We start from the raw sequence: 23,245 nt of genomic DNA, 5'->3' as shown, positions 1-23,245 counted from the left end.
TCTAACGGCATTTAAAGGTGAATCGCTCAACGGCTAATAATTCGCAATTTGGGTTTCCGAAAATGCCGCCATCGCTGCAATTACGACAGTATCAGCGAGTGGCGGTTGCTAATTGGTTTGCGAATCAGGGACGCGGTACGCTGAAGATGGCGACGGGTAGCGGCAAGACGATTACTGCGCTGGCGATCGCCACTGAATTATACAATAAAATTAACCTGCAAGTCCTGCTCGTAATTTGCCCTTACTGCCACCTGGTGAATCAGTGGGCGCGCGAATCGGAGAAATTTGGTTTAAAACCTATTTTGGCTTTTGATAGCGCCCGCAGTTGGCAGAATAAGCTGGCTGCGGGTTTGTATGAAGTGCGATCGGGCGAGCGGCTGTTTCTGACGATTATCACTACTAATGCTACCTTAATGGGAGATAGTTTGCGATCGCAACTGCGCTATTTCCCAGAAAAAACCCTGATTATTGGAGACGAAGTTCACAACTTAGGCGCGCCCCGTTTAGGACAAAGTTTGCCGCGCAATATTGGACTGCGGCTCGCCCTTTCCGCCACCCCAGAAAGGCATTTCGACGAACAGGGAACCGAAGCTATTTTAGATTATTTCGGCCCAGTGTTGCAGCCGGAACTCACCTTAGCCGACGCCATCCGCCAAAAAGCATTAGTACATTATTTATACTATCCAATTTTAGTAGAATTGACCGAATCCGAAACCCGCAAATATTCCCGCTTAACTCAAAAGATTGGCTGGGCGCTTTGGGGCGATGAAAAAGTAGAAGAGAACGATGCTTTAACGACTTTATTAATGCAGCGAGCTAGGTTAATTGGAGCGGCGGCTAATAAATTAACAGCTTTGCGAGAATTAATGATCCACCGTCTCGACACAAGCCATACTTTATTTTACTGCGGCGACGGTGCGATCGAAGGAGGTGCGCGCCGAAATAACAACCGCCAACTAACAGAAACCGCGAAGTTATTGGGTTCAGAATTAGGCTACCGAGTTAATACTTATACGGCGGCAACTCCTTTAGCAGAAAGAGAACGATTGCGCCAGCAATTTGAGAGTGGAGAATTGCAAGGTTTGGTAGCAATTCGGTGTTTGGATGAAGGCGTTGATATTCCGGCAATTCGAAATGCTGTAATTTTAGCAAGCAGCAGCAATCCGCGCCAGTTTATTCAGCGCCGGGGACGCATTTTGCGGCCGCATCCGGGGAAGGAAAGGGCAACTTTATTTGACATGATAGTTTTGCCTCCAGATTTGGGTCGTGAAACCTTAGAAGTCGAGCGCAATTTGCTGCGAAAAGAGTTGAAGCGGTTCTTGGAATTTGCCGATTTAGCCGACAATGCTGGAGAAGCCAGGGTGAAATTGCTGCAAATTCAGAGACGGTACGGGCTATTAGATATTTGACATTTATTAAGGTTCGGTTTATGTTTGAGAATATAGAATTATTCGATCGCAGTTTGAGTTGCTAGTTTTAAACTTACGCAACTGGCACACTGAAATCCAATTGTAGGGTGCGTCAGACGAAGTTATAGAGCGATTATTCAGGCTTTTGGTTCTGACGCACCTTACTCTATATGTCAGTTGCGTAAGTCCTATAATTTTTAAATTTTGCGAAAAGATGTGAGGTAAAATTTGATGGAAAATTTGATGGAAAATTTGATAGAAAATCCGAGCGCGACATTTAGATACGGAAACAGCGCAACTCCGACAATAGCAACAGAAATTTTAGCAGAAAAGCGTTCTGCTTATCAAACTCATCAGGAATTGAGCGACGTACAGCAACCAATTACTAGCGCGCCGCCCGAAGTCCGACAAATTATCGAGCGGGTATTGGAACTTGAAAAAGATAAATTGTACATGAGGGCTCCCCGCTATATTAGCGATGACATTTTGAAAATTATTAAGGAAGCAATTGTATGAAGTTAATTTCTATTACTCTCTGCAATTTTCGGCAATTTTACGGCAAAACTCCCGAAATTAAGCTGGCTTGGGGCGAGCTTAATATTACAGTAATTCACGGTAATAACGGTGCTGGAAAAACTGCCTTGATGAATGCCTTTACGTGGGGACTTTACGGAAATCTGAGCGCGGGTTTTACGGAAGAACAATCAGTAAATAAACGCGCTATTGCGGAAGCAAAACTGGGCAAACGAGTACCTTGTTGGGTGGAAATCGTGTTTGAACACGACAGCAAGCGCTACCAAGTAAGGCGCAGTTGCCATGCTTACAAAAGTCAAAATAGTGTCGAACACAGCAAAGGCGAATTGTTTATGCAGGTAGCAAAAGATGACGGCCGCTGGATGCTACCGCCCCAGCATCCTGATGATATTATCGGACGAATTTTGCCGGAAAGTTTGCATCAATATTTCTTTTTTGACGGGGAGCGAATCGAGCAAATTGTCCGCCACGATAAGAAAGCAGAAATTGCTGAAGCTACTAAGGAATTGCTGGGAGTAGAGGTGCTGAATCGCTCGATTAGACATTTGGGAGATGCCAGAAAGTCTCTAGAAACAGATTTAAGAATGATTGGCAGTTCCGAAATTAAGAAACTTTTGAAAGAGAAGCAAAAATCTCAAAAAGAGGCAGAACAATTTTTGCAAAGGAAAATAGAAATTGAGCAAGAATTGATTCATCAAGGCGAGTTAAGAAAAGTAGTTAACGGTGATTTGCTGCTACTGGGCGGTGCCGCCGAATTGCAAAATTTGCGAGACGAATTGGAAAAGCAGCGCCATTTATTTAAGCAACAAATTTCACAAGCTACAGATGCTCTAAAACGCTCAATATCTATGCGCGGTTACGCGGTATTTCTGTCAGATGCGGCGGCTGAATTTGAAGTTATTGTCGGGGGTTTACGAGAATGTGGCTCGTTGCTTTCGGGGATTCAGCGGCCGTTTTTGGAAGAGTTATTAGCGCAGCAGCGGTGTCTCTGCGGTGCGGAATTAGTGGAGGGTTCTGAAGCTCGCCAACAGGTTAGCGGTTGGATGGATAAGGCGGGTGTTGGCGATGTGGAAGAAACAACTATTCGGATTAGCGATCGGGTAAATGAAATTGATAGGCAAGTAGCTGATTTTTGGGAGGAAATTGACCGACAGCAAGGCAATATCAGCCGCGACAGAACCGAACTTTCTCGGGTGGAAAATCAGCTAGACGATATTCACAACAAGCTGCGAAATTTTCCTGACGGCGATGTCAGCCGCTTGCAAAAGCGCTTGGATGAAATTGAGGCAAAAATTGGCGATTTGCACCGGGAAACAGGCTCTAACCAGCAGCAGATTGAGAGTTTGAATGTGCAGGTGTCGGCTTTGGACAAGCAAATCGACAAGCAGCAACTGAACGAGCAAAGGCAAGTATTAGCCCAGCGCCGGATTGCTGCGACTCAGGATGCGATCGATCGCCTAACTGAAGTGCGATCGCGCTTAGAAAAACAGTTTTGTTCTCAGTTAGAAAAGCGGGTACAAGATATTTTCAGTCAAATTTCGTTTACTCCTTATATACCCAAATTGAGCGATAAATACGAACTGACGCTAGTAGAAAATACGTCTGGGAAAGAATCTTTGGTTGCCGCTTCTACAGGAGAAAATCAAATTCTCAGTTTGTCGTTTATAGGCGGAATTATTGACGGCGTGCGGGAGTGGAGTCAAAAGAATACTTTGATGGGCCCGGATAGCAGTACGTTTCCAATTGTGATGGATTCTCCATTTGGCAGTTTGGACGAGATTTATCGCAAGCAAATCGCGAACAAGCTGCCAAAGTTGGCGAATCAATTGGTAGTTTTGGTAACAAAAACTCAGTGGCGCGGAGAAGTTGCTCAAGAGATGGAAAGTTCTATTGGTAGGGAATACGTGCTGGTGTACAATTCTCCGAAAGCTGATTGCGAAGAAGATGCGATCGAACTTGGCGGGACGCGCTATTCTTTAGTTAAGCGCAGTCCAAATGAATTTGAATATACGGAAATTGTAGAGGTGGATTATGACTTCTAATTCGGCAATTACGCAGGTTTTGGAAACGGATATTTGGGTGAAGGCGACGTGGGAAGAGTTTCTGAATTTTGCTGAGGATTCAGCATGGGAAAAGGGCAAGTTTTATTACTATCAAGAACACATGAGGGTAGAACTGTCACCAGTAGTGCCATTGCACGGGTGTCAAAATTCGCTCGTTTCCTATGTAATTATTCTTTTTGCCACCTTAAGAAATATCCGAGTAGTTCAGTTTACTAATACCAGTTTTCGCAAAGCAGGTATTGGCGAGTTTCAACCTGATTTGGCTTACTATATCGGTTCAGATTTAAAAGTGCCTCCTGATGACAGCAATTCAACTGTTGATTTGAATGAATACGATCCGCCTAATTTGGTAATAGAAATTGGGGCATCTTCTTTTAACGATGATTTAGGCAGTAAGCGGTTGCTTTACGAAAATGCAGGAATAGGTGAATATTGGGTGGATCGTGCAAACACGCGGGAGGTTTTTGCATTTGCGATTAATAACGGAGGTAGCGGGAGAATTAAAGAGTCGCGGGTTTTACCGGGGCTGGAAATCCGGTTGGTTGAGGAAGCTTTGAATCGGAGTCAAACGCAAGATGATGGGGAAATTAATCGCTGGTTGATTCAAACTTTTAGTCAAGGTTGAAGGGAGTTTGACGTGAAAAAAGAGTATCATAAGTTGGTGCGCGATCGCATTCCTGAAATTATTCGCCAAAGCGGGAATGAATGCGAGGTTGTAATTTTGTCGGATGCAGAATACCGTCAAGCTTTGCGGCAGAAATTGATTGAGGAAGCGGGGGAAGCGGCGGAGGCCCACGAGGAAGATTTAGTGGCGGAATTGGCGGATTTGTATGAGGTGATAGATGCGGTGATGGCGAGTTTTGGCATTTCGGGCGATCGACTTTTGGCGGAACAAATGAAGCGGCGGGAAGCAAGAGGAGGTTTTGCACAAAAAATTATGTTGTTGCGGACATTCTGAAAATTATCTGCGTTAATCTGTGTTTATCTGCCTCTAATCTGCGGTTACTCTATCAATCAAATTACTCAGTTAAAAATTACATATTAATCCCAATGGCTGCTAACAAAATTAGAATTGCTAAAGATAAAGCGGAGTTAGTCAAATCATTAACTTTATCGGATAACAACACTGGCCCTTTCCAGACTTACGCCGATGTCATCGCTTTCGCCGCATCTTTGGGAAAACAGCGAAAAAAACGATCGCCTTTGGGGGAAATTTCTAAACGAGAACCGGGTGCGATAGATGTTGATATCTTTGTATCGAGGGGTTACGATATGGCGATTAAATTAATTGCGATCGCCGAAACCAAAAATCCTCAAATTCTCTCCCATCTCGACGAAAAATTGGAAGCAGAACGCTTGCAAATTTTTGAAGAATATGCTAATGGCGGACTGGAAATATTGCGAGAAGAGTTGCGGGGTGCGGCGGATTATACCGATCGCCTGTTGTTGGTTTTGATTTCAGAAAGAGACAACCAAAATCGGTCAAATGAAGAATTTGATTTAAGCAAGTTTTTATTTTAATAGGTTCCCAATGAAGCACATTCCGAAAGATATAATCAAGAGATGCTTAAAGGCATCTGCAAAATTTCTTGCTTACAGTTACTCAGGATTTATTATCTGCTATTTCCTTCTCAAACTAATCTTTTGGGATCGACTGTGGATTATTGCCTTAATTAGCACTTTTAGCCCCTTAATTTTCTTCCCAACTTTCTTGCTTCCCATCGTCGGATTGTTAATTATCAAAAAAAGATGGTTCACTATTATTTCTGCGATCGCCTGCATTATCCTAATAAGTTGGCTGCACGTCAAATACTTTTCTCCCGCACCCATCAACATCACAAATTCGCAGCCCAGCATCAAAATTTTATCCCATAACCTCAGTTGGTATAAAACTCAGTCACCTACTTTACTAAAACTGATTCACCAGCAAAAACCCGATATTATCTTTTTACAAGAAATCGTTAAGAAACATACCGAAAGAGCTTTCACCTGGTTAAAAGCAGACTACCCCTATCAAATTGGAACTCACCCTGTAGGAATTCTCAGTAAATACCCAATTGTATCCAGCGAAATACTGCACTTAGCCGACCATCCAGAAACGCAGCAGCGGGCAATTATTAAATTTAACGAACAAGAAGTAGTGATTTATAATATGCAAGCTACCGGGCCGTGGTTGAGCAGAGTTAAAAAATTGCGTTTTCTCAAAATTCCAGTTTACAAATATGACAAACGATCGCCTGAAATTCAAGACTTAGTGCAGCGAGTTGAGCGAGAAACTCTGCCAGTAATTGTCGCGGGGGATTTTAATATGACAGACGAAACTCAAGACTATGACAGGGTGCAGAAAGTCATGCAAGATTCTTTCCGAAAATCGGGATGGGGGTTTGGTTTTACCTGGCCTCACGGTTGGGAACTTAAATTCTTGGTAAAAAACTCGAATTGGAAATTAAACTATCCCCTTTGCCGGATTGATTATATTTGGTATTCAAAGCATTGGGGTGCTAAATCGAGTTCGGTTTTGGAGGCAACCGAGTCCGATCATTTGCCTGTAGGAGCCGAACTTATTTTGTTAAAAGAAGCCAGATTGTGAGAATTGGTCTATACTATTAAAAACCAGAGGCAAACCCCATGCAAATTACCCTCACCCAGGGTGGATTAATTGTCATCCTAGAAATAGGTACGTAGTTGGGCTTTAGCCCTCTTTATATATACGTCTAAAGAGGGCTAAAGCCCAACTACGTACCTTTATTAATTAATATAACAGTTGCGTCCCAGACGCGAGCTTTGAGCGGTGCTTTCTGTCGTTTCAGTTTTCTTCTCCTCACAATAAAACCACCCTGCATGCAAATTACCCTCACCATCCCCGATCACTTAGAACAGCAGCTTCTTCAGAAAGCTAGCCAACTCAACTTGCCGATCGAAACCCTGATTTTGCAATCCCTGGGTCAACTATTTCAAGAAGACGAAGACGAGCTATCTAAAGAAGATATCCTCAACAGCCTCCGAATTGCGCTTCAGGAAGTAGAAGACGGCAAAGTTCACCCGATCGCAGAACTTTGGGATGGTATTGATGTCTGAACCACCCAGCATCCAGGTTCTGTTTGCCGATCGATATCAACCTATCTAAATGGGAAGGTAAACTTGGCTGCGATCGCGCTCTGTAATATTTTTCTAGAGACAAAAATTGCTCAAAGTGATAATAGAAATATGCAATTTTCCTTAAGCTATATGTTAAGATAAGTATTAGGTGGAGTGATTAACCCCAATGCCTACTGCTGCTCAGCTAGAGAGTTTATATCGCATCAGTTATCAACTGACCTACACGATGCTTCAGCCTATACATCTGATTTGTGTTGACGATCGCACTCGTAACGTATACATATTGGCTGGGTACGATGAAGAGCTTGAGTTCCAAATTTTACCCAATGGGGAGTTTGCTGATGAGCCAAGTTAACTATAACGCCATGTCGAATACTGAATTGAAACAGTATTTTCTTAAACATCGTGGAAATCGAGCCGCTTTTCAGGCGTACTTAGACAGAATCAATCAGCATCCGCTGAGGATTATTGCAAGTCCCGGCGATCCAGATTTTGATGATAAAGTTCAAGCTGCAATCCGTCGCAAATTAGAAGCGGCAAGAAGTCGCAGCAGTTAGCCATCTAACAAGTCAAATACAGCCGGCGCTTAAAAGTTCGTGATAAATTGCCGAAGCTATGTGCAGGCGAACAAAGTATTGGGGTGCTAAATCGAGTTTGGTTTTAGAGGCAAAAGAGTCCGATCGTTCGCCTGTAGAAGCCAAACTCATTTTATTGAGAGCGGCCCGATGGTGAGAATTGGTCTATACTATAAAAAGTAGCGGCCATTTGGGGGATGGGGGATTGAGCTTGAAAGATTTAGCGATTCAAGATGAGTACCGGAGCGATCGCTGCGATCTAATCCAAGAATTCTACATTCCCTGTTTAGAAAATGCTACAATCTACAGCCGAGCAGTAGGTTTTTTTTCCAGCACTTCGATGGCAGCCGCTGCGAGAGGACTGACAGCATTGATTCGAGAGGGCGGCAAGATGCAGCTCGTGGCTTCTCCACATTTGTCCCCAGAAGATGCGGAGGCGATCGTGCAAGGAATGCGACAAAAAGAAGAAGTTATTGTCAGTGCTGTTCTGCGAGAATTAGATAAAGAATTTGAGGGAATTGTTAGAGATCGCTGGGCTTGTTTGGCTTGGTTATTGAGTCAAAACATCCTCGAAATAAAATTAGCTGTTACTAAAGAGATTCGCCACCAAGGAATTTATCACGAAAAATTAGGGATATTTGCCGATGCCGAAAACAATATCGTTGCTTTCACGGGTTCGGCCAACGAAAGCTCAACTGCTTTAATTGATAATTTTGAATGCATTGATGTCTTTTGTTCTTGGCATCCGGGAGTTAAAGAACGCGCCTTAAAAAAAGCCGAAAATTTTCAGAAATTGTGGAAAAATGAGACGCAGAATGTGGAAATAATCGAGTTTCCCGAAGCGGCGGCGCGATCGCTGTTGCGGCTGTGTCCCGATCGACCTCCTGCACTCGAACCTGAAATCAAAAAGACCAGAAAATCTAGGAGGTTGGCTGAACAGGGGAGTAGTTACAGTCATAATAACGACATAGTTAATCAAACAGAGTCTCAAACTTCCAGCTTTCATACATTGGATAATTTTCTAAAAGTAGAGTTAAAGTCTCGGCAAGTTGATGCACTCAACGCTTGGCTATTGACCCGCAGTTGCGGAATTTTAGCTATGGCAACTGGGGCTGGAAAAACGATAACAGGGTTAGCGTGTGCAGCCAGCATTGAAAATATTAATGTTATTGTTATTGGCGCTCCAACAAACGAAATCGTACAGCAATGGGTTGATGAATTGGCAAATAGGACAACATTCCGCTCCCCATTAATTGCTACAGGCACTGCAACACTCTGGATGGAATCACTTTTCAGGAAACTCCGTTTGGCAAACAGCCGAGAGTCGTTGTGCGAACTACTTCCTATTATAGTGGTGGGTACCTACAGCGAACTTTCAAAATCCAAGGTAACTACTCTAATTGCTGATGCTGGAGGTTTACCACCTCGTTCTTTGCTAATTGCTGATGAAGTTCACGCTACAGGTGGAGCTATCTACAGACGCATTCTAAGAGATGACTTCCAGTATCGCCTCGGTCTGTCTGCTACTCCAATTCGTGCTTACGATGAAGAAGGAACAGAATTAGTGCTGGAATATTTCGGCGGCATTGTCTATGAATTTACATTAGAACAGGCGATCGAGGCGGGCATTCTGTGCGAGTATGATTACCACGTATATATTACCCCGTTAACTGGTAGTGAATACGCTAAATTTACCAACTTAACAACCAAGATAGGTCGTTTACTCAATAACAAAGAAGAAGATGCGATCGCTCAAGCAAAACGTCTGACTATTCAGCGCTCTCGTATCATCAAATCTGCTGCATCAAAACTCACGGCCCTCGGTCGCATTATCACTGATTATCCACCGCGCAGAGGCATGATTTACTGTGCTGATATCGCACAAGCTACTGAGGTAAGTCATCTGCTGACCCAGCGCGGGTTCCGCATTGCACGATATTCCTCAGATGATGTTAATCGCAAACATCTCTTATCTGAATTTGCCCGCGGCAACTTTGATGCCCTCGTTGCTGTAAAATGCTTAGATGAAGGAATAGATATCCCAGAGGCTGACCTTGCCATTATCCTGGCAAGCGACACATCTGAACGGCAGTTTATCCAGCGACGCGGCAGAGTTCTCCGCGTTGCACCTAAAAAAGCGATCGCAAAAGTTGTCGATGTTGTTGTCGTTCCTCCACTAGGTGATTCGTTAGTCGAACTGATTAAATCTGAAATTAAACGGGTAACTCAGTTTGCCCGTGCTGCACGCAATCGGATGTCACTCATCACAAAACTTGTAGATGAGCTTGCACCCTATGGAATCACCCATTCAGATTTAATGTAGGAAATAAGGGAGAACAAATGGAAGAAAAGCTGCAGGAACTGGTCGCTAAATATAAAATTCCGGAAAAATTACTAAAAGAGGCTATTCAGCAGGAAAAAGAAAAGGTTGTCTTGCAAAAGCGCAGGATGGCTCCTGTTTTAGTAGCAATGATTGAACGGTACGCTGACTTACCAAATTCATCAATTGAGAATGATAATTATGGCCCTTAAGCTTAAAAGTATCCGTCTTAAAAACTGGAAGTGCTATCAAAATGAGGAAATCGAATTCAACCTCGATACCCAACAGCAAATTTGGATAGTTTTCGGTCAGAATGGATTTGGTAAGACATCTATTCTAGAAGCGATCCAATGGTGTCTCTACGGGGGTGATGAACTTAAGTCCTCGGCATTACTTGATAGTTTTAATCGTATTGTCCTGAAGAAAGACCCTAATCTAGAACTCTCAGTACAACTCAAATTTGAGCGCAACGGCGATATTTATGACATTAGTCGTACCGCTAAGAGATCGGTGCGCGGAACAACTGCTTCTGCTCAAACAAATGAAGCCATTGTCCAGAAAAACGGTATTAATCAAGGTGATTCTCGGGAACGCATTGAGGAACTTTTGCCCAGATCGTGTAAGGATTTCTTTTTTTTCGATGGCGTGGAAATAAAACGTTATGCCCAACGCCTCCATACGAAAGAAACCCGGGATGCGATCGAGCGAATTCTGGGCATCCCTGAGTTAAGAAACCTGCGTGAAGATGCAGAACGCGCGCTGCGATTAATTGAAAAAAAGCTGAAGGACGCAGCCTCAGTTAACGAGTCACTCACTCAAGTAACGAGCGAATTAGAAGATGTTCAAGAAAAGATCGAGCTTAAACAAGAGCAATTCCAAAGGGCCAAGGAGGAGTATCAGGCTGCGATCGAGATTTGCAAGGATGCTGAAGAACGAGCAAGTCAGATTGAAGAGTTGCGCGACAAGTTAAAAGATATGAAGAATTTGGAGAGCAACAAATTCCGCAAACAGGAAGATTGGAGCGAAGCAAAAAAGCTAGTTGAAACGGCTTTAGAACAAGCACCTATCCCACTCATGCTTGAATTTGTTCGCGGAGTTGCAGAGGATATGCAAAGCACCACAATGATTACCGCACGACGTTCAGGTTCTGTTTCCCAACTTAGGGAAATACTGGAATCTGAGGCCTGCGTGTGCGGTCGCTGTATCGATGAAAGTTCGCGTCAATATATCCTTCAGGAACTTCAACGATTGGAAACGATCGGTGCCAGTCGGACTAAAGATGCCTTGCAGCAGGACGATTTGCGCGATCGCCTCGTGACCCTTTCCCGCTTTCAAACTCCCAACTTCGACTCACTTTTGTTGAGACGCGATCGCTTGCGCGATGAACTCGATGAAATTGAGCAAGCAGCCTATCGCTTGAAAAAAGAAACACAGGGATTAAATCAGGAAGAAGCGCAAGAAATTTGGAAAAAAGTTGGCGAAGCTAAACAAATAGTTAGAGAAAAGCAAGAGAAAATAGAGCGTTTTAAGCGGGATATCGATAGTTTGTTGCAACAAGAAAACGAGCTGCGTCGGGAGATGGAGGAATTAGCCAGTTGCAACGAAGAAACTGCTAATCTCGCTCGCCAAGTTACTCTTGCTGATGGTCTTCATCAGGCAGCAAAGGAGTTGATAGAGTGGCGCATCACAGAGCGTAAGAAAACAATTGAAGAACAGACATCCAAGATCCATCGCAGCGTTACCAACAAGCCGGAGGAGTACGTAGGAGTAGAAATTAGGGAAGACTATACGCTAGGTATAAAAAATGCAAATGGTGAAATTCTCAATCCAGAAACCTTAAGTGCAGGCGAAAAAGAAGCGCTTGCATTTGCCTTTATTGCTGGATTGAATCTAGAATCAGGTACGGCTGCACCATTAATTATGGATACGCCATTTGGTCATCTTGATACCGACCATCAGAAAAACTTGATTAATGCACTTCCCGATATTCCATCACAGGTCATAGTCCTAGCAACAGACCGCGATTTTCCAGATTACTTGTTACAAGGTGTGCGACCTCACATTGCTGGTATTCTGAAAATCAGGCGTCTGGATGCGACAGAAGATGCTTCTACTTTGGAGGTGGCAGAATGAAACATATAGACCCTCAAGCAACAATTCGCCCGACTCCAGAAGCAAAGGGTTATCTGGACGCACTCAAAAATAACGACGCATTCGGTCGCATGGTAGATGCTTATGTCTTTGCAGCAGCTTACGCCCTCAAAAATAATGTGGAGATTTCCTCAGTTCTACCTCGCGGTCGTCAGGATCTAGTCTATATGCGTATCGTAGACGAAGATGTTCGCCTTGCACTTGAAGCGGGAGTCCATACTGTTCTAAAACGCAATGGTAAGCCGGAACCGAAAGACAGCCGGGAAGTTTTGGACATTGTAACGCAATACGCCGAAGCAGGACTAAAGTTGTTGAAAGAAAGATGGCTTGGAAAAACTGGTCTTCAAATCCAAGATGATATCCGTAAAATTATTAGCCAATAGTTCACGGATGTACTAGAGCTTCCCTGCTAGCTAAGCACCGGCGGCAATCCTACCTCTTGCGGCTGCACAAACCTGCCATTAAAACTAATAGCTTTATCCTCAAAAGTCCTCGCTTCCGCTACCGCCTGCCGCAAATGAGCTCGCTCCATATCGTCCTGAATTCCCCCTACCAAATATACAATTAACTTCGTAGCTAAATCCCTTCCAGAAACTAGCATTCGCTTTTTGTTCGGATCGTACAAAATCCCGTACCACGCAGACTCAGGATTGTCCATGTGGCTAAATCCTTCATCGACATCGTACCTGCGGAGTTTGTCGAAAATAGATTTCAGGGAAAGTTTCTTTCTAAATACAAGAATTCCCAAAGCATTCGCTAAAGCAACTTGACCGACAGGACGGAACAAAATATTTCCCTCGCCCCCTGGCTTTTCAAAACTAAATCGGCGCAATTCTGCCGTTTCTTCGCCGCTTTCAATTCTTTGATAGCTGGGTAAAGTTGCTAAATGATCGAACAATTTTTTAAACTCTTCAATTCCCTCTTTCAGTTCTTCATCTTCGGGACGCATGGGAATTAAACCTTTTCGTTCCGGCTTCCAATGAGGAAATTTGTATTCTAAATACCGTTCGGACATATCTTGCAGCGCTTGCAATGTGGTTAAGACAGTTGATTTTGCTGCGACTGTGGCGCTGTCCCAATTGACGCGGGGGTTTCTGTCATCTTGTTCTTTTAATAAGGGATGGGTGACGGCAATTTTTCGGGCTGCGATCGCAAATCCGTTATCCTCGTTCAATAATGCTAGCTGGCCCTGACTCAGCGTTACCGCCATTAGGTTAACGTGCACAAAGATCGATCGCACGCGCCGTTGTGCTTGCTGCCGCGTTTCCCCCGCAACCGCCGCCGGAATAAACTCAATTCCGATTTTTTCGTGAGCTAATTTATACACTGTTTCGGGGTCAATTTGATACTCTTCTGCTAAATCTTCCAGAGTAATTGCAGCGCCGACAGGTTTTTTATTTTTGTTGTATCTTTGCAAGATTCCGGTTTTAATTAAACTCATTAAACCTTGAACTCCCATCAGCCGATGCTGGCCGTCTAAGGCAAAAATTGAGACTTTTTGAGAGACATTTAAAAGCCCTAAGTTCTCGTTTTTATCAAAGGATGTAAATTCAGCAGCCGATTTAGTTGCTACGCCATTTTTATCCCATTCCTCGGCTAGAGGATTATCTACCCACGGAGGACTGACGACTACTAAAACTGCGGGGAATTTGTGCGATTTTCGGGCTGCTAAATATTGAGTTAGGGCGGCTTGGCGCGACCAATCTAAGGGACGCTGGATAATTTCGTCAATGGTTTCGTCGTCGCGGACGATGTTGTTGGTTTGGAGGTCGAATTTTTGGCGGAAAAGCGGCATCTGGGAGGCGAAACGGACGCGAGAGTCTAACCATTCTAGGGTGACTGAACCGATGTATGCTTCGCTGTTTCCCATCTGGGTTTTTTGTACGAAAATGCGATCGTCCTTTCCTAAATAATTATCTAATAAAAGTGCGATTTCCTGTCTGTCGCTATTTTCTTTTTCTAAAATTTTTATAGCGAGGTCATCCGCTGGGTTGGTGTTCATCGGCGGTTTTTATATAATTAGGCTATTTTTTCAAAAAATATCATATATTAAAGTTTATGTCAACACTTGTTTTTAAAAAAACATTGTGAAATACTTAAGTTATGCCCTCATAGCCCACCTTATTACCATAAAACTTGCAAAAAGTCAATAAATATTAATACTTAATTCCCATGCTCCATGCCCCATGCTCCATGCCCCATGCCCCATTCCCAATGCCCCATTCTAAAATATGTCTACTCCTTCTTTTGAATACATTTTGCCGGTAATTCGGGGCATTCAAGCGGGCCGCGAATATTACGTGTCGATGTGTCCGGTGCGTTTTTTGCCGAAATTGTTTCCCTTTGAATCTGAAGATTTGCCGCCGTCTATGCGGGCGAAACGCGCGCTTAACAAAGCTAGGATTCCCGAAATAGCTGATTATTTTGTCAAGAATCCTACCAATTATACTTGTGGGGCAATTGCTGCTTCGATTGATGCGGATATTACTTTTGAAGCAGTGGGAAATGAGGCCGAAGAACGGAAAATCGGTCGCTTGCGAGTGCCGATGGATGCTAAGTTTACTATTAATGACGGACAGCATCGGCGCGCGGCTTTTGAGATGGCTTTGAGGGAAAATCCGCAGTTGGGATATGAGACGGTGGCGCTGATTTTGTTTCTCGATATTGGGTTGGAAAAATCGCAGCAGATGTTTGCTGATTTGAACGGTTTTCAAGTTCCTTTGGAGGCGTCGCTAAGTCTACTTTACAACCACCGGGACGATCGCGCTTTTGTGGTGAAGGCGGTTGTTAAGCAGGTTGAGGTTTTCCGGTGTTTGACTGAGATGGAGAGGGGGAGTTTGAACGGGCGATCGCACAAATTGTTTGCGCTGAGTGCGATCGATCGTGCTATTATGGCTTTGCTGTCTAATATTGAGGGCAGCGAACAGGCAAAACCCTCTGGTTCTCGCAGCAAAAAAGAACAGAAAGAGGAAGAAGTTGCTCAAAAAATACAACTGGCGGTTAGTTATTGGAATGCGGTTTGCAGTTTTATTCCAGATTGGCAATTAGTTCTGCACAAGCAAGTTGCGGCGGGGGAAATGCGCCGGGATTGCGTACACTGTCACAGTGTTGTGCTTGAGAGTTTGGGGGAAGTTGGGGCGGCTTTGCGATCGGTTTTTCCTGAGAGTTGGGAGGAACGTTTGAGCCTTTTGCAGCAGGTTGATTGGTCGATTTCTAATCCTGATTGGGAGGGTGGGATTTTGTTGAAAGGCGGGATTTCTAAGTCGAGGGCGAGTGTTAGTTGGATGACTGATTATTTGAAGATGAAGTTGGGTTTGGAAACCGCAGATACAGCACAGGCGGGACGCCCGTGCCACGCTAAAAACTAGCTGTGAGTTTAATTAAAATAGCGTCGAAACGGTTCTGCAAGAATCCCCAAGATTTGGTCTAGCTGAGTAATAAAATATTCAGTCAAATCAATTTTTAACAACTGATTTTCTAGAATTAGGAATTTCCAGTTTGTACCCGTTGAAACTGCTCCATAAATTGCGGATTGTTCTTGCCCTTTGCGCGCATTAAATATTTGAGCTGCTGCCATCTGAGCCGCACACTGTCCCAAGCCTATTCTAATATCGTTGTCTTTTGCTTCCACCAATGTCAAGACTGGGGCAGTTACCAATGATTGATTGCTCGATGCGCTGAGGAGAAAGTCACAAGCCCCGGTTAATCCTTTGCTCTCTTCTACGTTAAATGTGTTGCCGGAAAAGTAGCCAATTTTGTTGTTAAAAGTGCGGCGTATTTCGAGTAGAATGGGAGTGAGGATTAATTCCGATCGAGCTTTTTTGGTGCTGATACTTGAGGCTAAGTCTAAAGCTTCGTCTAGAGTTTGTTTGAGGCGTTCTGAAGGTGCGAGGGGGGTGATTTGGCTGAATAAGTGGGGAATGTCTTCAACGGTTAGATCCAGGGTTGAGACGGCTTGGTCGATCGTTTTGAAGTCGCTGTAGGACATATTTGATCTGGGGGAGGGATGGATGTGAGAACCGCAGATGCACGCAGATGAACGCCGATAATATTAGTTAAATCCATCCTAACTCGGCTTTTGCTGCCTCGACCGCCATTTTTACAGCACTAGCACTTGCTGTTATTTTATAGGAGGCTCTTGGATTATTAAGGTTGGAGTTAGATAAAACAACATTTCCCTCCCAAATACGGCTTTGTCTAGACCAATCCAGTTGTGCCACTTCCGATACTTTTTCAGTATCAAAATCTTGGCTGCTATCTGTGTCATAGGTATAGTATAGCAACCGACCTAAAACTTCTAGCCCTACACTTCTACCTAAGATACAGTATTCCTTAAAATGATTCACATCTTCAACTGTCAAATTTTCAACGCTGGTTTCACAAATATGTCTAGTCTGACTACATTCGGAAAAGAAATTGTTAAGACATCTAGCCAGAATACTTGAGGATTCAGCAACGTCATAATCTTTGAGTTCATCAATTGGGCCGTCAGTAAACGCGCAACTAACCAATTTGGCTATGAAATTAGTTGTGTATATAAGTTTCCTTTTACTGTCGGGATTAGTTTTGATTTTATCGGTCTTTCCCTTAAACATTAACACTTTCTCAAGTAAGTTTTTGGTAATACCAACCACACCTTCAAACTCACCGAATGATAAAAGCAATGATTTATCCAGTTGTTTTGTCTGCGCCATATCTCGGAAATCCGTCTGACACTGCTTAAAATCTCCCTCTAAAACCAGCGTAATAGGGAAATTATTATCACCTATTAACTCCCCGTCAGCACTTTCAATTAACTCGTGAATAGCGCGCTTCCGATGCTGTCCATCAGTAATATCTAACTTAACGTTACGAGGAATAACTACTAGACAAATTCCCCGACCTAATTCTATAATTTCAATTTTTTGAGGAGCGACATTTGCTGTCAGTGTCCCCAAAATCCAGCGTTGATCATTTCTAGCGCGTTTAAGAATATATTGTTTTACTTCCTCAGCATGACCCTTTACCTCTGGGCGATTTTTACCAGAATCAGGATCGTTGCCAGTTGAGGGTTTTGCCAGGAGGAGAGTAGGCAAGTCATCAGCCGGGATATTGATTTGCACCATTTTCCGCTGCCCCTGCTGAAAAGTTAGCCCTGGATAGCACCTTTTCTCGTGGTGCTTGGCAAAATAAGGCGATAGAACCTCGTCAAGTCGCTGGCTCGAATCTCTCTCTGGGTAGTTGTTTTCAGACATAATGGGGGTAAAAGCTTATTTAATTATTATAACTTTTTTGATGGTACGTGAACCAGGGATGCTATTGTGCAAAAAGGCCAATAACAAAAAAAACATGGCTCAGTATGCTAGCAAGCATATTGTATCATAAAAATTAAATATTAGCAAGATAGGAGTTTTAGAACATGATAGAAATTCAGCAGATGTCATTATTTGAACCGCGAACTGTTAAGGAGTTACTCGAAGAGATAAAAGAGCTAACTAAAGAAATTCAAGAATTATACTGCTCAGACGCTATACCTTGGTTAATCGGTTGGAGTGGCGGGAAAGATAGCACCGCAGTATTGCAGCTTATCTGGAACGCGATCGCAGCACTTCCGATCGAGAAACGCACAAAAACTATCCATGTAATTACAACTGATACTTTCGCTGAAAATCCAATTATTTCGGCTTGGGTACGTAAATCTTTAACTAAGCTCAAGATACTTGCTCAAGAGCAAAAAATGCCTGTTTCTCCGCATCTGCTTCATCCAGAGGTGAAAGAAACATTCTGGGTATGCTTAATTGGTAAAGGCTATCCAGCGCCTCGCAATGGATTTCGGTGGTGTACAGATAGGATGAAAATTCAGCCGGTAAATCAATTTATCCGAGATTTAGTTCGAGTACATGGTGAAACTATTGTTGTTTTGGGTACTCGCAAGGCTGAAAGCAGTAAACGTGCAGCAACAATGAAAAAGTATGAAGCAGGTAGATTGCGCGATCGCCTCAGTCCTAATGCTCGCTTACCTAACTCTTTAATTTATACCCCTATTGAGGATTGGCGTGATGATGAAGTTTGGCTGTACCTAATGCAGTGGGACAATCCTTGGGGAAATAACAATAAAGATTTATTTGCTATGTATCGAGGTGCAACAGCAGATAATGAATGTCCTTTAGTTGTCGATACTTCTACCCCTAGCTGTGGCGATTCTCGCTTTGGGTGCTGGGTGTGTACAATGGTTGACAAAGATAAATCAATGGAGGCAATGATTCAAAACGATGAAGAAAAAGAATGGATGCAGCCTCTCCTTGATATTCGCAACGAATTAGATATAAAAGACGATCGCCCAAAAAGAGACTTCCGCCGCATTTACGGTAGAGTAGAACTGTTTGAACGCAACATGGGCGACGACACAACCTCCGTCGAACCCATCCCAGGGCCCTACACCAAATTCTGGCGAGAACACTGGCTGAGACGAGTCCTGGAAGCACAAACCCACGTCCGCAAAACCGCACCCCTAGAAATGCGCGATATCACCTTAATTACCCCAGAAGAACTTAGCGAAATCCGCCGCATTTGGCTGGAAGAAAAGCATGAATTTGACGACTCTTTGCCCCGGATTTACGAAGAAGTCACGGGCGAACCTTTTGAAGATTCCCGTCCCGCCGCTGAAAGAAAACTCCTCGGTAGCGACGAATGGGCTGCGATCGAAGAGATTTGCAGCGAGGACAAAATGCACCTCGAATTGATGGCAAAACTCCTGGATACAGAACGCCAATACTACACCAAGCCCCGCCGTACAGGCATTTACGGCGATTTGGACAAATGCTTTGAAACCAGTTCGCGATCGAAGGAAGAAGCAATTGGCAACGCCCACTATCAACGCAATTTAAAAAAAGCGGTGGAAGATATTAAAGCAAATCCGACGGAAAACATTCAGCAATTCAAAGATGCGATCGCCCAAACCAACAGTTCCGCCAAAAACGATACCGTTGATATTGCCAAACTTAAAAAAGAATTGGAAAGCAACAACAATCAAAGTAGGCAGCTATCTTGGGCAGACATCAAATTTTCTACTCCCGATGTAGGAGATAAAAATAGCAAAGATTAGGTCAATAATGTCGATCGGGCGATCGGGCTTTGGGGCATCGGGCTTTGGGGCGATCGGGCTTTGGGTCGATCGGGCTAACCCGAAGATCCGCCGGGGATTGAAATCCCCGTCTCATAGCGAAAGTCGGTTAAAACCGACTGAAGGGTGAAATTCAACGATCGCCAATTTCAGTCCTCTAGATCGCACTTTGGGGCGATCGGGCTAACCCGAAGATCCGCCGGGGATTGAAATCCCCGTCTCACAGCCAAAGTCGGTTAAAACCGACTGAAGAACCAAATCAAACCATCGCCGATTTCAGTCCTCTTCAAGAGGACTTCAGCTATGAGACAGGGATTTCAATCCCTGTCGGACTCTCGGATCATGGGACTCCCCGATCGACCCCGATCTAACTCTCGGATTTGGTCACAAAATGATAAATTAACCTAAAAAATTAGGAGGAAAAATATTTATGGCAATGTGGCGGCTGTACTATCATTTAGTTTGGGCAACAAAAGAGCGACAGCCTCTCATATCTCCCGCAAAAGAAACTGAACTTTACTCTTATATCACCGGCAAAGCAGACACCCTTAATTGCATCCTTCATGCGATCGGCGGCACAGAAAATCACATCCACTTAATAGTTTCCATTCCTCCGACCCAATCGATCGCTGAATTCGTTAAAAATATTAAAGGTAGCAGCAGCCGTTATCTCAATCAAACTTTGCAAAATCCCAATAAATTTTCGTGGCAAGAAGGATACGGAGTATTTTCTTTAGGACAAAAACAACTAGACTCAGCAGTCGCTTATGTGATAAATCAAAAGAAACATCACTTGCAAAAAACCACAAATTCGCATTTAGAACAAATCACGGATCAAGACAATCCACCCACCCGGTGGCACCCGAATTCGGCAGAGAATTAATTGAAAAACATTGGCAGACTCTCGGACTCGCGGGTTCTCCAGCTATTGCGTTTACATACCCGATCCGCCGGGGATTGAAATCCCCGTCTCATAGCAAAAGTCGGTTAAAACCGACTAAAAACCCAGATTTAACAGTCACAAACTTCAGTCCTCTGAAGAGGACTTCAGCTATGAGACAGGGATTTCAATCCCTGTCGGACTATCGGACTCACAGACCGACTAAAAACCCAGATTTAACAGTCACAAACTTCAGTCCTCTTTAAGAGGACTTTAGCTATGAGACAGGGATTTCAATCCCTGTCGTACTGGGGGACTCACAGATCGACCCCGGACAGTCGGATACGCCGATCGCACCCACCAACTTTCATCCCATCTCAACAACATCTACAATGCAATTCCTCGAACTCGTCCTCAAAAACTTCGGCCCCTATGCAGGCACCCAAACCATCAATCTCCGCCCCGAAAAAGATGGAAATCCCTGCCCAGTCATTTTATTTGGCGGCATGAATGGCGGCGGCAAAACCACCCTCATGGACGCCATTCGCCTCGCCCTCTACGGTGGCCGCGCGCAATGTTCTACCAGAGGCAATTTAAGCTACAGCGACTTTCTCAATCAATGCGTCAACCGCCACACTCCCCCATTAGAAGATACCCGCGTCGAACTAACATTTGAACAAGTCCAAGACGACAAATTAACTCAATTCAAAATAGTTAGATACTGGAAAAAATTAGATATCAAAGACAATTTAAGCATTCTCATCTACAGCGAGATTGTAAGCGATTGGTGGTCGGACAAAGCAATTACTAACACTTGGGACGAATACATCGAAACCCTTTTGCCCGTCGGAATATCCAACCTATTTCTGTTTGACGGCGAACAAGTAAAAGAACTCGCCGAACTCGAAACACCGCCAGAGTTTGTCGTCGGGGCGATTAAATCTCTTTTAGGTTTAGAATTAGCAGAACGCCTCGCCGTCGATTTAGAAATATTAGCCGGCCGCAAGCGGAAAGAAATTGCTGGCAAAAAAGACTTGGCTGCTTTAGAGAAAATCGAAGAAACTTTTAAGAAAATTAGTGATGAAATAGACTCAGCTAAGCAAGAACAAGCCAGCTTTAAAAACGAATTAGATAAAGCTCAAAAAAATCAGCAACAAGCATCAGAAAAGTTTATTTATGAAGGCGGGAAAATTGCCGCCGATCGCAGTCAACTAGACAGACAACTAAACGACTACAGAAATCAGGCAGACAAAACCCGTCAAGCCATGATGGAATTGGCGTCAAATACGCTACCACTAGCCTTAATTTCGCCCTTGCTAAGTGAAGCAAAAACGCAAGCAGAAACAGAAGCCACCCAGCAGCAAGCAAAGATTGCCCAAAATGTTATCAAACAAAGAAGCGATCGCCTCCTCAACTATATCGCGGAAATCTCGTTGCATCCCCAACAACTAGATAAAATTCAAGACTTCATCCGCCAAGAAAACCAAGAACTCGAACAGCTAGCGGGAACAGACGCCCCGCCCTGGATGAACGCCGACAACAACAGCATCCAGCAACTAGAAAACCTCCTCAGCTACCAAATCAAAGCCCAGCAAATTCTAGCCCGCGACCAAATAGAAGAAATCAAAAGCATAGAAGCAGAAATCGACTTTACAGACAGACAACTCGCAGCCGCAGCTTCCCCCGAAGCCTACGAAAAACTAGAAGATGAGGTCAGGAAAGCCCAAAAGGCAGTCGCTATCGCAGCCGCAGCCTGTGAATCAGCCAACCGCCGCGTCGATGAATTAGAGAGAGAATTAGCCAAAAACCAAAAAGAACTAGAAAGCTACAGCAGCGAATACATCACCATCAGAAACAGCCAACACGTCATCGCTTCGATCGCCAAAGCCCAAGCCACCCTGAAACTCTTTAAAGAAAAACTCACCGTCAAAAAACTCAACAAACTCGAAATAGAAATTACCGACTGTTTTCGCTACCTGTTGCACAAAACCGACCTCGTGCACAGAGTTGCGATCGACACTCAAACATTTAGCCTCTCCATTTACGATCCAGAAGGCAAACCGGTACCCAAACACCGACTTTCTGCCGGGGAAAAACAATTGCTGGCTATCGCCTTTTTGTGGGGATTGGCTAGAGTATCCGGGAGACAATTGCCAGTCGCGATCGACACTCCCTTGGGCCGCCTCGACTCCTCCCACAGAAACAATCTAGTCGAACGCTATTTCCCCTCTGCCAGCCACCAAGTCATCCTGCTTTCTACCGACACGGAAATTAGAAAAGTAGAATACGAAAAACTCCAAGAATTAGAGGCGATCGCCCACTGCTACCTCCTCAAATACGACTCCGCCAAACACCAAACCACCGTCGAAAAAGGTTACTTCTGGGAATAAAAATTCGCCCTAAAAAATAGCGCAACCCCCTTGACTTTGCTGGGGAGTTGCGGTAGTATATATAGCATAATGGGATGGTTGCGAAAATTTTATTTTTCCCACCATCCCATTATTAAGGATAAATCCTACTACAATCACAATACCAAAAAAAACCGATTTAATCAAGTCGCGCCGTGTAAAAAAATGTTAATTATTTCCAGTTATCTAGAGGCTTTGCTTCCGCAATATTAACACTTTTTACAATATACCAAACAATCTCAAACTCATGGAACCACCAGTCGATCGCATCCGCCTGTCCCAAACAGGCAAAGACCAACTATCAAAACTGAAACGATCGACCAAAATCGATCAGTGGAATATTCTATGCAGGTGGGGATTTTGCCGATCGCTCGCCGAACCCAGCATCCCATCCCCAGTACCAATTCCCAGCGACAGCAACGTCGAATTAAGCTGGGATGTCTTCGGCGGCGACATGGCTGATATCCTGATAATGGCCCTCAAGCAGCGGTGTCACCAAGACAATTTAGGCACAGAAAAAGAAACTCTAGCCAAACAGTTTCGCCTGCACTTGCACCGAGGGATTGGTTATTTAGCAGGCGATCCGAATATTAAGAAAATCGAAGACTTGGTGGCGATCGCCCTATCGCCTGAAAAATTAACAAATTAACTGATTGTTGACAGTTGACAGTTGACAGTTGACAGTTGACAGTTGACAGTTGTTA

At 44.0% G+C, this 23,245-nt stretch carries 23 protein-coding genes; 19 read left to right on the top strand and 4 right to left on the bottom strand.

The features are described from left to right. Nucleotides 1–62: 62 nt before the first annotated feature. From QUA56_RS07475 to QUA56_RS07430, 10 genes are all read left to right on the top strand, one after another. Nucleotides 63–1,409 (top strand): DNA phosphorothioation system restriction enzyme, encoded by a 1,347-nt coding sequence (locus QUA56_RS07475; RefSeq protein ID WP_333355269.1) that lies wholly within the window; start codon nt 63–65, stop codon nt 1,407–1,409. 231 nt (nt 1,410–1,640) lie between these two features. Next, nucleotides 1,641–1,925, top strand: coding sequence for a hypothetical protein (locus tag QUA56_RS07470; protein ID WP_445242880.1), 285 nt, complete (start codon nt 1,641–1,643; stop codon nt 1,923–1,925). Then, nucleotides 1,922–3,985, top strand: a complete 2,064-nt coding sequence (locus QUA56_RS07465) for an AAA family ATPase (protein WP_333355235.1) — start codon at nt 1,922–1,924, stop codon at nt 3,983–3,985. The genes QUA56_RS07470 and QUA56_RS07465 overlap by 4 nt, the downstream gene beginning before the upstream one ends. Beyond that, nucleotides 3,975–4,631, top strand: coding sequence for a Uma2 family endonuclease (locus QUA56_RS07460; protein WP_333355231.1), 657 nt, complete (start codon nt 3,975–3,977; stop codon nt 4,629–4,631). Before QUA56_RS07465 ends, QUA56_RS07460 begins: the two co-directional genes overlap by 11 nt. Before the next feature lie 12 nt (nt 4,632–4,643). Further along, complete coding sequence (locus QUA56_RS07455; RefSeq protein ID WP_333355228.1) at nt 4,644–4,964, top strand: nucleoside triphosphate pyrophosphohydrolase; 321 nt, start codon at nt 4,644–4,646, stop codon at nt 4,962–4,964. A gap of 92 nt (nt 4,965–5,056) precedes the next feature. After that, a complete protein-coding gene (locus QUA56_RS07450; protein WP_333355225.1) occupies nt 5,057–5,527 on the top strand; it encodes a DNA phosphorothioation-associated protein 4 in 471 nt (156 codons plus the stop codon). 10 nt (nt 5,528–5,537) lie between these two features. Continuing rightward, nucleotides 5,538–6,596 (top strand): endonuclease/exonuclease/phosphatase family protein, encoded by a 1,059-nt coding sequence (locus QUA56_RS07445; RefSeq protein WP_333355222.1) that lies wholly within the window; start codon nt 5,538–5,540, stop codon nt 6,594–6,596. A 251-nt stretch (nt 6,597–6,847) separates the two neighbouring features. Next, the gene (locus QUA56_RS07440; RefSeq protein ID WP_242723690.1) at nt 6,848–7,084 is read left to right on the top strand and encodes a hypothetical protein; all 237 of its coding nucleotides are present in this window, start codon (nt 6,848–6,850) and stop codon (nt 7,082–7,084) included. 187 nt (nt 7,085–7,271) lie between these two features. Next, nucleotides 7,272–7,460 carry a DUF6888 family protein gene (locus tag QUA56_RS07435; protein ID WP_333077086.1) on the top strand — a complete coding sequence of 63 codons (189 nt, stop codon included), beginning with the start codon at nt 7,272–7,274 and terminating at the stop codon, nt 7,458–7,460. A 10-nt stretch (nt 7,461–7,470) separates the two neighbouring features. Further along, nucleotides 7,471–7,662 (top strand): DUF6887 family protein, encoded by a 192-nt coding sequence (locus tag QUA56_RS07430; RefSeq protein WP_333355221.1) that lies wholly within the window; start codon nt 7,471–7,473, stop codon nt 7,660–7,662. Nucleotides 7,663–7,674: 12 nt separating this feature from the next. On the opposite strand, the gene QUA56_RS07425 is transcribed toward QUA56_RS07430, so the two are convergent. Continuing rightward, the gene (locus tag QUA56_RS07425) at nt 7,675–7,812 is read right to left on the bottom strand and encodes a hypothetical protein (RefSeq protein ID WP_333355218.1); all 138 of its coding nucleotides are present in this window, start codon (nt 7,810–7,812) and stop codon (nt 7,675–7,677) included. Nucleotides 7,813–7,891: 79 nt separating this feature from the next. On the opposite strand from QUA56_RS07425, the gene QUA56_RS07420 reads away from it, so the two are divergent. The 4 genes from QUA56_RS07420 to QUA56_RS07405 are packed head-to-tail and all read left to right on the top strand — an operon-like array spanning nt 7,892 to nt 12,534. After that, nucleotides 7,892–10,003 (top strand): helicase-related protein, encoded by a 2,112-nt coding sequence (locus tag QUA56_RS07420; RefSeq protein WP_333355215.1) that lies wholly within the window; start codon nt 7,892–7,894, stop codon nt 10,001–10,003. A gap of 17 nt (nt 10,004–10,020) precedes the next feature. Then, nucleotides 10,021–10,212: a hypothetical protein gene (locus tag QUA56_RS07415; RefSeq protein ID WP_333355212.1), complete on the top strand. Its 192-nt coding sequence runs from the start codon at nt 10,021–10,023 to the stop codon at nt 10,210–10,212. Further along, nucleotides 10,202–12,133 carry an AAA family ATPase gene (locus tag QUA56_RS07410; RefSeq protein WP_333355209.1) on the top strand — a complete coding sequence of 644 codons (1,932 nt, stop codon included), beginning with the start codon at nt 10,202–10,204 and terminating at the stop codon, nt 12,131–12,133. The genes QUA56_RS07415 and QUA56_RS07410 overlap by 11 nt, the downstream gene beginning before the upstream one ends. Next, nucleotides 12,130–12,534 (top strand): hypothetical protein, encoded by a 405-nt coding sequence (locus QUA56_RS07405; protein ID WP_333355207.1) that lies wholly within the window; start codon nt 12,130–12,132, stop codon nt 12,532–12,534. The genes QUA56_RS07410 and QUA56_RS07405 overlap by 4 nt, the downstream gene beginning before the upstream one ends. 26 nt (nt 12,535–12,560) lie before the next feature. On the opposite strand, the gene QUA56_RS07400 is transcribed toward QUA56_RS07405, so the two are convergent. Continuing rightward, nucleotides 12,561–14,153, bottom strand: coding sequence for a DGQHR domain-containing protein (locus QUA56_RS07400; RefSeq protein WP_333355204.1), 1,593 nt, complete (start codon nt 14,151–14,153; stop codon nt 12,561–12,563). A 229-nt stretch (nt 14,154–14,382) separates the two neighbouring features. Between QUA56_RS07400 and dndB the strand changes: the two genes are divergently transcribed. Next, entirely contained in the window at nt 14,383–15,519 is a 1,137-nt protein-coding gene (gene dndB, locus QUA56_RS07395; RefSeq protein WP_333355201.1) for a DNA sulfur modification protein DndB, read from the top strand. An 8-nt stretch (nt 15,520–15,527) separates the two neighbouring features. Here dndB and QUA56_RS07390 read toward each other — a convergent pair whose 3' ends face one another. Together QUA56_RS07390 and QUA56_RS07385 are read right to left on the bottom strand one after the other, a co-directional pair. Further along, nucleotides 15,528–16,139 carry a hypothetical protein gene (locus tag QUA56_RS07390; RefSeq protein WP_333355198.1) on the bottom strand — a complete coding sequence of 204 codons (612 nt, stop codon included), beginning with the start codon at nt 16,137–16,139 and terminating at the stop codon, nt 15,528–15,530. A 67-nt stretch (nt 16,140–16,206) separates the two neighbouring features. Beyond that, nucleotides 16,207–17,385, bottom strand: a complete 1,179-nt coding sequence (locus QUA56_RS07385) for a DNA sulfur modification protein DndB (protein ID WP_333355196.1) — start codon at nt 17,383–17,385, stop codon at nt 16,207–16,209. A 164-nt stretch (nt 17,386–17,549) separates the two neighbouring features. Here QUA56_RS07385 and dndC point away from each other — a divergent pair, with 164 nt between their 5' ends. From dndC to dndE, 4 genes are all read left to right on the top strand, one after another. Next, the gene (gene dndC, locus QUA56_RS07380; protein ID WP_333355193.1) at nt 17,550–19,235 is read left to right on the top strand and encodes a DNA phosphorothioation system sulfurtransferase DndC; all 1,686 of its coding nucleotides are present in this window, start codon (nt 17,550–17,552) and stop codon (nt 19,233–19,235) included. A 448-nt stretch (nt 19,236–19,683) separates the two neighbouring features. Continuing rightward, on the top strand, nt 19,684–20,136 hold the full coding sequence (gene tnpA / locus QUA56_RS07375; RefSeq protein ID WP_333355191.1) for an IS200/IS605 family transposase: 453 nt from the start codon (nt 19,684–19,686) through the stop codon (nt 20,134–20,136). 389 nt (nt 20,137–20,525) lie between these two features. After that, entirely contained in the window at nt 20,526–22,523 is a 1,998-nt protein-coding gene (gene dndD / locus QUA56_RS07370) for a DNA sulfur modification protein DndD (protein ID WP_333355188.1), read from the top strand. A gap of 265 nt (nt 22,524–22,788) precedes the next feature. Next, nucleotides 22,789–23,190, top strand: a complete 402-nt coding sequence (gene dndE, locus QUA56_RS07365; RefSeq protein WP_333355185.1) for a DNA sulfur modification protein DndE — start codon at nt 22,789–22,791, stop codon at nt 23,188–23,190. Nucleotides 23,191–23,245 lie beyond the last annotated feature (55 nt).

It is taken from the genome of Microcoleus sp. N3A4, from assembly GCF_036701805.1.
GTDB lineage: Bacteria > Cyanobacteriota > Cyanobacteriia > Cyanobacteriales > Microcoleaceae > Microcoleus.
The sequence above is the reverse complement of the archived record's forward strand: the minus strand, read 5'-3'. Positions and strand labels throughout refer to the sequence as shown.